At 69.9% G+C, this 10182-nt stretch carries 7 protein-coding genes and 1 pseudogene; 4 read left to right on the top strand and 4 right to left on the bottom strand.

Annotation, left to right across the window (positions count from 1 at the left end; translation table 11 throughout):
• Window positions 1-99: 99 nt before the first annotated feature.
• The 3 genes and pseudogenes from VFZ09_RS51580 to VFZ09_RS05095 all read left to right on the top strand — a co-directional run bounded on the left by VFZ09_RS51580 (window position 100) and on the right by VFZ09_RS05095 (window position 1266).
• On the top strand, window positions 100-498 hold the full coding sequence (locus VFZ09_RS51580; RefSeq protein WP_414640672.1) for a hypothetical protein: 399 nt from the start codon (window positions 100-102) through the stop codon (window positions 496-498).
• Window positions 480-735 (top strand): annotated as a pseudogene (locus tag VFZ09_RS05100) (IS4 family transposase); the annotation flags it as partial. The gene VFZ09_RS51580 and the pseudogene VFZ09_RS05100, both read left to right, overlap by 19 nt.
• Before the next feature lie 156 nt (window positions 736-891).
• Window positions 892-1266, top strand: coding sequence for a hypothetical protein (locus VFZ09_RS05095; protein ID WP_329726341.1), 375 nt, complete (start codon window positions 892-894; stop codon window positions 1264-1266).
• 6 nt (window positions 1267-1272) lie between these two features.
• Here the strand turns inward: VFZ09_RS05095 and VFZ09_RS05090 are convergent, their stop codons facing one another.
• From VFZ09_RS05090 to VFZ09_RS05080, 3 genes are all read right to left on the bottom strand, one after another.
• On the bottom strand, window positions 1273-2736 hold the full coding sequence (locus VFZ09_RS05090; RefSeq protein WP_329726340.1) for a glutamate synthase subunit beta: 1464 nt from the start codon (window positions 2734-2736) through the stop codon (window positions 1273-1275).
• Between the two features lie 3 nt (window positions 2737-2739).
• Complete coding sequence (gene gltB, locus VFZ09_RS05085) at window positions 2740-7296, bottom strand: glutamate synthase large subunit (protein ID WP_329726339.1); 4557 nt, start codon at window positions 7294-7296, stop codon at window positions 2740-2742.
• 141 nt (window positions 7297-7437) lie between these two features.
• The gene (locus VFZ09_RS05080; RefSeq protein ID WP_329726338.1) at window positions 7438-9354 is read right to left on the bottom strand and encodes an ATP-binding protein; all 1917 of its coding nucleotides are present in this window, start codon (window positions 9352-9354) and stop codon (window positions 7438-7440) included.
• Window positions 9355-9536: 182 nt separating this feature from the next.
• Here VFZ09_RS05080 and queF point away from each other — a divergent pair, with 182 nt between their 5' ends.
• Complete coding sequence (gene queF / locus VFZ09_RS05075; RefSeq protein WP_329726337.1) at window positions 9537-9941, top strand: preQ(1) synthase; 405 nt, start codon at window positions 9537-9539, stop codon at window positions 9939-9941.
• Between the two features lie 14 nt (window positions 9942-9955).
• On the opposite strand, the gene VFZ09_RS05070 is transcribed toward queF, so the two are convergent.
• Entirely contained in the window at window positions 9956-10174 is a 219-nt protein-coding gene (locus VFZ09_RS05070; protein WP_329726336.1) for a hypothetical protein, read from the bottom strand.
• Window positions 10175-10182 lie beyond the last annotated feature (8 nt).

Below are 10182 nucleotides of genomic sequence, written 5' to 3'. Positions count from 1 at the left end.
AGGAGCTTGTCGGAGTATCCCACCGTAGAGGGTGGACCAGAGGGGTGACGCCCCAGGTGGTCCTTCAGAGGGGAGGCGAGTTCTGGTTGAAGGTGGAGGGTGAGCACCACCTCGACGAAGAAGCCGGAGCAGGCCGCCCTGTTGGAAGTAGCCGCCAGCGAGAAGCCGGAGCGGGAGGAGCAAGCGAAGAGCTCCGCCCGCTACGCCTCGCCGAGGCCATTCCGGGAGTGGACACCGGAGCAGGGACAGTTGCTGCCGCAGTACGCGCGGGAGGTGCTGGGAGAGGGGCATCTGGCGTGCTTCTTCGTCGAGCTGCGCAAGACGCTCGACTTCAGCCCCATACTGAAGGCGTACACCCAGGAGCGAGGCCAGCCGCCCTACCATCCGGTGATGATGACGCTGCTGCTCATGTACGCGTATACGCGTACGCGCGGGGCATTACGAGCAGCCGGGAGATTGAGCGGCGGTGTGAGACGAAGGAGAGTTTCAGGGATGTGAAGGATCTGCGCTTCGGCATGGACCTGTCTTCCTTCCGAATCGCGGAGACGGACAGGCGTGACAGGCTGCTGCTACTGAGTGCCCTGGCGGGTGCTCTGCTGACGCTGCTGGGGGCTGCTGGCGAGAGCCTCGGTATGGAGCGCGACCTCAAAGCCAACACCTCGAAGAAGCGTACCTACTCCCTCTTCCGCCAGGGCTGCATGTACTACCAGGCTCTGCCCAATATGCCCGAAGCCCAGTTGCAGCCTCTCATTGAACGCTTCGCCCAACTCGTCTGCGAGCAGCTCGTTTTCCGTGAAGCCTTTGGCCTTTTATGAGGGGATGCCTCAGATCACGACAGGTGGCTCTGGCGCGCTGATTCTGGTTCCTCTTGCGCTCTAATCTGGTGAGATCATGAACTACAATTCAAACTTCGCTGTGGACTCCGTCCTGCGAATCCTGGGGACTGTGAACGAGAAATACCAAGAGGGCTCGGCAGAAGATGAAGCACTCCGCATTGCCGCAGTGGCGCTGCTCTACGTGCGCGACATCCAGAAGCTGGATGAGTACCGCGAGTACTTTCGCAAGTTCTACATCCCAGCCATTGAGTCAGTCGTCGTCTCTCAGACCTTCGCGACGAGAGAAGAGGCTGATGCGTGGCTGGCCAGTGGAAGAGCCAGCGAAGAGGAACTCGTTCGGATCGCTGGCCAGGGATTCCGCGTCATCGCTTCGCGCAAGGGAAAGGGCCTGATGTTCCTTCGCACTCCCCTGCCAGAAGAGATGGAGTAGCCGCACTCACCCGAACGCGCAGTCCTTGCCCTTCGTCGGCAGCGCGGAGGGCTCGCGGTTGAGGTACGTGTCCACGGCCTTCGCCGTCTCGCGTCCATCCGCGAGCGCCCAGACGATGAGGCTCGCTCCGCGGCTCGCGTCACCCGCGCAGAACACACCTTCCACCGACGTGGCGAAGTGCGCGTCCACCTGCACGTTGCCTCGCGGCGTGAGCTTCGTGCCGAGCTGCTCCGCCAGCAGCCCCGTATCCGGCCCCGTGAAGCCCATGGCCAGCACCAGCAGGTCCACCTCGTAGACCGTCTCGGAGCCGGGCACCTCCACCAGCCGGGGAGCGCCATTGGCCTCCCGCTGCAGCTCCACCCGCACCGCGTGCAGTGCCCGCAGCTGTCCGTTCTCCCCCACGAGCTTCTTCGTCATCAACCCGAACTCGCGCGCCCCACCCTCCTCCTGGCTCGACGAGGTGCGGAAGATGAGCGGCCAGCGCGGCCACGGGTTGCCCTCGGCGCGTACCTTCGGCGGAGCCGGCATCAACTCCACCTGCGTCACGCTCGCCGCGCCCTGGCGCAGCGCCGTGCCCAGGCAGTCCGAGCCCGTGTCACCACCACCCAGAATCAGCACCCGCCTGCCCGCCGCGTTCAGCCGGGGCTCGAGCGTGGCCAGCCCCGACACCACCCGGTTCTGGTGCTCCAGGTAGTCCATGGCCTGCACCACGCCGGGCAGCTCGCGCCCGGGAACCTCCAGCTCCCGCGCCTTCCTCGCGCCCATGGCCAGCACCACGGCGTCGTACTGCTCGCGCAGCGCGGCGTAGCCCGGCTCGCGGCCCACGTCCACGCCACAGCGGAACTCCACGCCCTCGGCCTCCATCAGCTTCAGCCGCCGGTCCAGCACCGGCTTCTCCAGCTTGAAGTCGGGAATCCCGTAGCGCAGCAGTCCACCGGCCCGGTCATCCCGCTCGAACACGGTGACGCTGTGCCCCGCCTGGTTGAGCTGCGCCGCCGCCGCCAGCCCCGCGGGCCCCGAGCCCACCACCGCCACGCGCTTGCCCGTGCGGCTCGCCGGAGGCCTCGCACGCACCCAGCCCTCGGCGAAGGCCCGCTCGATGATCTCCTTCTCCATCTGCTCGATGGTGACGGCGTCCTGGTTGATGCCCAGCACGCACGCCGCCTCGCAGGGCGCCGGACACAGCCGTCCGGTGAACTCGGGGAAGTTGTTGGTGGCGCTCAGGGCGAGGAAGGCCTCCTTCCACTTGCCCCGGTACACCGCGTCGTTGAAGTCCGGGATGGGATTGCCCAGCGGACAGCCCTGCTGACAGAAGGGCACGCCACAGTCCATGCACCGTCCCGCCTGCCGCTTCGCCTCCTCGGCGGACAACGGCAGGACGAACTCCCGCGAGTCTCCGACGCGCTCGGACTTCTCGCGCTTGGGGGCGGGCACGCGCTGCCACTCCATGAAGCCAGTCGTCTTTCCCATGGCTCAGCCCTCCCCTCCCACGACCTGGAGCCGTGGCAACGTGGCCGGAGGCGGCTTGCGGGCCGCCCGGCGCGCCTGGAGCACGCGCTTGTAGTCGGTGGGCATCACCTTCACGAACTGCGGCACCATGCGCTCCCAGTTGTCGAGCACCCGCTGCGCCAGCTTGCTGCCCGTGTGGTGCAGGTGCCGTTCGATCATCCCGTGCACGAGCCAGATTTCCGACTCGTCCACCAGGGACTCCAGCTCCACCATCTCCAGGTTGCAGCGCTCACGGAAGGAGCGCTCGCGGTCGAGCACGAAGGCCATGCCACCGCTCATGCCGGCGGCGAAGTTGCGCCCGGTGGGCCCGAGCACCACCACCGCGCCGCCCGTCATGTACTCACAGCCGTGGTCCCCCACGCCCTCGACGACGGCCTGGGCGCCGCTGTTGCGTACCGCGAAGCGCTCGCCCGCGAGCCCGCGCAGGTACACCTCGCCGGCCGTGGCGCCGTAGAGGACGGTGTTGCCCACCACCACGTTCTCCTCGGGCACGAAGCGGCTGTCCGCGGGCGGGTAGACGATGACGCGTCCGCCGGAGAGCCCCTTGCCGAGGTAGTCATTGGCATCGCCCTCCAGCTCCAGCGTCACGCCGCTGGCGAGGAAGGCCCCGAAGCTCTGTCCCGCCGAGCCCTTCAACCGGATGCGCAGCTGCCCGTCCGGGAGCCCGCGGGCCCCATGGCGCCGGGCGATCTCCCCCGAGAGCATGGCGCCCACCGCGCGGTGCGTGTTGCTCACCGGCCGCACCAGCAGCGTGGGAGCCCCACCCGCCAGCGCCGCCTGGGCGTCCTTCAGCAGGTCATGGTCCAGGTGGTCGGAGACATCCTTGCCCCACGGCGAGTCGCACCGCCGGGGCTCCTCGACGGGAGCGTGGGGGAGCGTGAGCAACCCGGAGAGGTCCACCCGCTTCACCTTCCAGTGGTCCGAGGCGGGCCGCTGGCGCAGCAGGTCCACGCGGCCCACCAGCTCGTCCAGCCGGCGGGCGCCGAGGGCCGCCATCTGCCGGCGCAGATCCTCGGCCACGAGGTAGAAGAAGTTCACCACGTGCTCGGGCTTGCCGTGGAAGCGCTCGCGCAGGCCCGCGTCCTGGGTGGCGATGCCCACCGAGCACGTATTGAGGTGGCACTTGCGCAGCATGATGCACCCGAGCGCGATGAGGCTCGCGGTGGCCATGCCGAACTCCTCGGCGCCGAGCAGCGTGGCGACGAGCACGTCCCGGGCGGTGCGCAGGCCGCCGTCCACCTGCACGCGGATGCGTCCGCGCAGGCCGTTGTGCACCAGCACCTGCTGCGCCTCCGCCAGTCCCAGCTCCCACGGGAGGCCCGCGTGCTTGATGCTGGAGAGCGGCGAGGCGCCCGTGCCGCCCTCGTAGCCGGAGATGACCACGCCCCCGGCGCCGGCCTTGGCCACGCCCGCGGCGATGGTGCCCACGCCCACCTCGCTCACCAGCTTCACGCTCACCCGCGCCGCCGGGTTCACCGACTGCAGGTCATAGATGAGCTGCGCCAGGTCCTCGATGGAGTAGATGTCGTGGTGTGGCGGCGGGGAGATGAGCGTCACACCCGGCGTGGACCAGCGGACCCGGGCGATGCGCTCGTCCACCTTGTGGCCCGGGAGCTGTCCGCCCTCGCCGGGCTTGGCGCCCTGGGCCATCTTGATTTGGAGCTCGGCCGCGTTGACGAGGTACTCGGTGGTGACGCCGAAGCGGGCGCTGGCCACCTGCTTGATGGCGCTGCGCCGCAGGTCTCCGTTCTCGTCCCGGGTGTAGCGTCGCGACTCCTCACCGCCCTCGCCGCTGTTGGAGCGCCCGCCCATGCGGTTCATCGCGATGGCCAGCGTCTCGTGGGCTTCGGCGCTGATGGAGCCGAAGGACATGGCGCCGGTGACGAAGCGCTTGACGATCTCCGATGCCGGCTCCACCTCCTCCAGGGGCACGGGAGTCTGGCGCTCGGCCGCGACCTCCAGGAGCCCGCGCAGGTTGCAGTGGGCGCGCGACTCGTCGTCCGCCAGCCGCGAGTACTCGGCGAAGGCGGCGGCGTCATTGTCGCGAGCCGCCTGCTGCAACCTGGCGATGGTGGCGGGGTTCCACTTGTGCGTCTCGCCGCGGCGGCGCCACTGGTACTGGCCGCCCACGGGGAGCAGCTCCGCCTCGTGCTCGGCCACGGGGCCGAAGCCGAGCGCATGCCGCTCGCTCACCTCGCGCCCCAGCTCGGGCAGGCCCACGCCCTCCACGCGCGAGGGCGTCCCGGTGAAGTGCTTCTCCACCAGGCCGCGCCGCAGGCCCACGGCCTCGAAGAGCTGCGAGCCGCGGTAGGACTGGAGCGTGGAGATGCCCATCTTGGACATCACCTTGAGCAGCCCCTCTTCAATCGCGTGGATGAAGTTCTCCTGCGCCTTCTCCTGGTCCACCGGCAGCTCGCCGGCATCGGCCAGGGCGCGCAGCGTGTCCAGCGCGAGGTAGGGGTTCACCGCGGAGACGCCGTAGGCGAAGAGGCACGCGAAGTGGTGCACCTCGCGGGCCTCGGCCGTCTCCAGCACGAGGCCGGTGTACATGCGGATGCCGTCGCGCACGAGCCGCTGGTGCACGGCGGACACGGCCAGCAGCGCGGGGATGGCGGCATGGGCCGCGTCCACGTCCCGGTCGCTCAGCACGAGGATGTTGGCGCCCGCGTCCACCGCCTCCACGGCCGAGTCGCACAGCCGCTCCACGGCCGCTTCCAGCGCGCCCTCGCCCCCGTTCACCGGGTAGAGGAGGCTGAGCGGCAGCGTCTCGAAGATGCCCTCGTTGCGGATGGCGGCCAGCTTCGCCAGCTGCCCGTTGGTGAGGATGGGGCCCGGCAGCGACAGCCGGTGGCAGTGCTCGGGCGTCTCCTCGAAGGTGTTGCCCTCGGGGCCCAGCCCGGTGGCCAGCGTCATCACCAGCGACTCGCGGATGGGGTCGATGGGCGGGTTGGTCACCTGCGCGAAGAGCTGGTGGAAGTAGTTGAAGAGCGAGGGCGCCTGGTCGCTGAGCACGGCCAGGGGCGTGTCGGTGCCCATGGAGCCCACGGGCTCCTTGCCGCCCTCGGCCATGGGCCGCAGCAGCAGCCGCACGTCCTCGTCCGTGTAGCCGAAGGCGCGCTGCAGCCGCCACAGCTCCTCGCCGCCCAGCCGCCGGGGCGCGGGCACGGTGGGCAGGTCATCGAAGGTGAAGACGTTGTTCTTCAACCACCGCCGGTAGGGCCAGCGGGTGGTGATGTCGCGCTTGACCTCCTCGTCCTCGAGGATGCGGCCCTCGAGCGTGTCCACCAGCAGCATGCGGCCGGGGGTGAGGCGGCCCTTGCGGCGCACCTGGGAAGCGGGCACGTCGAGCACGCCCGTCTCCGAGGCGAGGATGATGCGGTCATCCTCGGTGACGAGGTAGCGCGCGGGCCGCAGGCCGTTGCGGTCCAGCGTGGCGCCGATGAGCTGGCCGTCGGTGAAGGCGATGGCGGCCGGCCCGTCCCACGGCTCCAGCAGCGAGCTGGAGTACTCGTAGAAGGCGCGCCGCTCGTCGCTCATGAGCGTGTGGCCCTCCCACGCCTCGGGGATCATCATCATCATGGCGTGGGGCAGCGCGCGTCCGCCCAGGTACAGCAGCTCCACCATGTTGTCGAACTGGGCCGAGTCGCTCTTGCCGGGGACGATGAGGGGGAAGAGCGGCTCCAGGCTGCCGCCGAACCTGGCGGACTGCAGCAGGCCGCGCCGGGCGTTCATCCAGTTGCGGTTGCCGTGCAGCGTGTTGATTTCGCCGTTGTGGGCGATGTAGCGGAACGGCTGCGCCAGCTCCCAGGTGGGGAAGGTGTTGGTGGAGAAGCGCGAGTGCACCAGGCCCAGCGCGCTCACGCACTCGGGGTGCTGCAGGTCCACGTAGAAGCGCGGGAGCTGCCGGGGCAGGAGCAGGCCCTTGTAGATGAGCGTCTCGGCCGAGAAGCTGGCCACGTGGAACTGGCCGTCCGGGTCCAGGGCGCGCTCGCGGATGCGGCGCTCGGCGAGCTTGCGGATGCGGAACAGCTTGCGCTCGAAGGCGCTGGGCACCACGCGGCGCCGGGCGACGAAGAGCTGGCGGATGACGGGGGCGCCGTCGCGGGCCAGCTTGCCCAGGTGCGAGGGCTCCACCGGCACGTCGCGCCAGCCGAGCACGCGCTGGCCCTCGTCGGCCGTCACCTGCTCCAGGGCGGCCTCGCAGGCGATGCGCGCCTCGTCGTCCGAGGGGAGGAACACCATGGCCACGCCGTACTGGTGGCGCGGGGGCAGCGCGAAGCCCAGCCGCTCGCGCTCGAAGAGGCGATGCGGGAGCTGGATGAGGATGCCAGCGCCATCCCCCGTCTCGGGATCCCTGCCGGCCGCGGCCCGGTGGCTCAGCCGGTTGAGCAGCTCCAGCGCGTCCTCGACGATGCCGCGGGATTTCTCTCCCTGGATATGGGCCACGAAGCCCACTCCACAGGCATCGCGCTCGGTGTCCGGTTCGTACAACCCATAGCGGCCCGGGCCTCGCTGCTGCATCAGCACTCCCTCTCGGCGGGTGATTCCGTTGACGCGGAGAGTCTAGTGCACTGCGTCAGCCAGTGTAAGCAGGCAAGAAGGATTCAGTGACGTCCGCAAGCGCCCGGAGCGCTCAGGGAGACGGGGGCCCGGTGGGAGCCCTCACGGGAGCATGAGGGCATCCCGGGGGACGCGCTCCGGACAGGAGGTGGCGTCCTCGGCGCGCGCGCGTTCGCCCGCCAGCCCGAGCGTGGCGCGCACGGCGGCGAGCAGCTCCTGTTCGCGGTAGGGCCGCGAGCACTGGGAGTGCTCCGGGTGGGCCCAGGCGGGCCGCGAGGCCCCGGCCAGGACGATGGGGATGGGCCGGGCGCGCGGCAGCTCGGCGAAGGCGGACAGGAAGAGGCCCAGCTGCGTGGGCGGAGCGCCCTCGGACAGCAGCACCAGGTCCACCGGCAGGGAGGACGCGCGACGCAGCGACTCCACGCCTCCGTGCGCGGTGAGCACCTCGAAGCCCTCGGAGCGCAGCACGCGCTCGGCGGTGAGCTCCTGCACCGGGTCCTCGTCCAGCAGCAGCACCCGGCGCGGCAGGCGGCGCACCTCGTTGGCGGACATGCGCGGCAGGCCCAGGGTGAAGGTGGAGCCGTGGCCCTCGGCGCTGGACATGGACAGCGCGCCCTGGTGCAGCTGGGCGATGGAGTGGCTGATGAAGAGCCCCAGCCCCAGCCCGCCGAAGTGGCGGTGCGAGGAGTTGCCCGCCCGGTGGAAGCGCTGGAAGAGGCGCGCCTGGTCCTGCTTGGGGATGCCGATGCCCCGGTCCCTCACGTGCAGACGGGCCTCGCCGAGCAGCGCCTCCACCTCCACGGCGATGGGCTCGCCCTTGGGGCTGTACTTGTCCGCGTTCTCCAGCAGGTTGACGAGCACCTGCTCCAACCGCTCCCGGTCCGCCTGCACCCAGAGGTGCTCGCGCGGCACCGCCAGGCTGAAGGGACGCTCCAGGCTGTGGCGGAACTGGTCCACCACTTCCGCCACCAGGTGGCCCAGCTCCAGGGGCGCGAGCTGCAGGGACAATTGACGCTCCTCCAGTCTCGAGACATCCAACAACTCGTTCACCAGCCGCTCCAGCCGCTCCACCTGCCGCTTGGACTTGGTGACGCTGGCGGGGTCCACGCGCTGGCCCTGGGCGAGGCAGCGCTCCAGGAAGCGCAGGTTGAGCTTGAGGGGCGTGAGGGGCGTCTTCAGCTCGTGCGACGCGATGGACATGAACTCCTCGCGCACGCGCAGGGCCGCCTGGGCCTCGCGCAGCAGGCGGGCGTTCTCCACCGTCACCGCCACCTGCCCGGCGGCCGCGCTCCACAAGTCCAGCTCGCGCAGGGAGAAGGAGGTGCCCTGCTCCTTGTAGAGCACCAGCAGCCCCAGCGCGCGCTTCTGCGACAGCAGCGGCACCGCGGCGAAGATGGAGCCCACGGCGTCGCCATAGCCGCGCTGGACGCCGATCTGCGGCTGGCGGGTGATGAGGGCCGCCTCGAAGGAGTCGGCATGGTCCTCGAGGGCGTCCTCGGGCGAGTCGGCGCTGGCCAGGTCGGACACGGCCACCCGGCGCAGGGGCTGGCCCTCCTCGGACAGGTACACCTCGGCGCGGCGCACCTGGGCGCAGCGCACCACGGCGAGCACGGCGGCCTTGCACACGCTGTCCACGTCCAGCGTCTCCCCCACCTCGCGGGCGATCTCCTGGAGGGCCTGGGCGAAGGCCACGTCGTCATCGGCGCCGGAGGGCTCGAAGAGGAGCCAGGCCCCGGGACTGGCGCCCGGGCCGGAGGGGCGGGTGAGGATGCGCACCTGCTTGAGGCTGGAGGTGATGGCGTGGCCCGAGTGGGCGCGGCCCTCGCGCAGGGCGCGCTCGAGCGCATCCCGGCCCCAGCCCCCCTCGAGGGCCGAGAGCACCGGGTCTCCCACCTGGAGGACCATGCCCGTCTTGGCGCCGAAGTCCGGCTCCAGCCACTCCACTCGCAGATCCGGTCCGAGCCGAGCCACGGCCTGGGGAACGCACGCGAGAATGTCCTGGAAATCAGAGGGCAGCATGCGGGGCGAGGATCTGAGTTACGCCCCTGTCACCGGAGACACAAGATGGCCCGGCCCCGGCTGCTCCCCCCTGGACAGAGGGGACGTTGGGGGCCGGACAGGTAGGAGGACCGAGCAGGAGGGGGAGCGTTCGCCAGACAGAGGCTGAAATCGGCCGGGTGTGTGATAGACGACACCCCGCCATGCCCTCTCAGCCGACCAAGGAACTGAAGACCTTTCCCAACCCCGCCAAGGATCGCGACTACGAGATCGCGTTCGACGTGCCGGAGTTCACGTGCCTCTGCCCGCTGACCGGGCAGCCGGACTTCGCGAAGTTCAAGATCCGCTACGTGCCGGACGAGCTGTGTGTGGAGCTCAAGAGCCTGAAGCTCTACATGTGGTCGTTCCGGGACGAGGGAGCCTTCCACGAGAAGGTGACCAACACGATCGCCGACGACATCGTGCGCGCCATCCAGCCGCGCAAGCTGACGGTGGAGGGCGACTTCTTCGTGCGCGGCGGCATCGGGACGCTGGTGACGGTGACGCACGAGAAGAAGGGCCGGGGAGCGAAGCCGGCCAGGAAGAACACCCCCGCGCGCCGCAAGTAACCCCGCGGGGTTGCCTACTGCTGTTCCCCGCTCATCTTCTGCTCCAAGTCGTGCGCCCGCTGGTCCGCATCGGACTCGATGCGGCTGGCGGCGCCGCGGACGTTGTCGAGCTGCCGCTTCGCCTGACTGGTCTCCGCCTCCGGAGCGGAGTCACGCGGGGCGTTGCTGAGCGCGTAGTACGCGACGCCCGCGGTGAGGGCGATGGCGAGGATGGCGGTGATCATCTTGCCCATGACGAGGA

Source organism: Archangium sp., assembly GCF_036277355.1.
In the GTDB taxonomy this organism is placed as follows: domain Bacteria; phylum Myxococcota; class Myxococcia; order Myxococcales; family Myxococcaceae; genus Archangium.
Note: the sequence above shows the minus strand (reverse complement) of the source record. Positions and strands in the feature narration are given on the sequence as shown.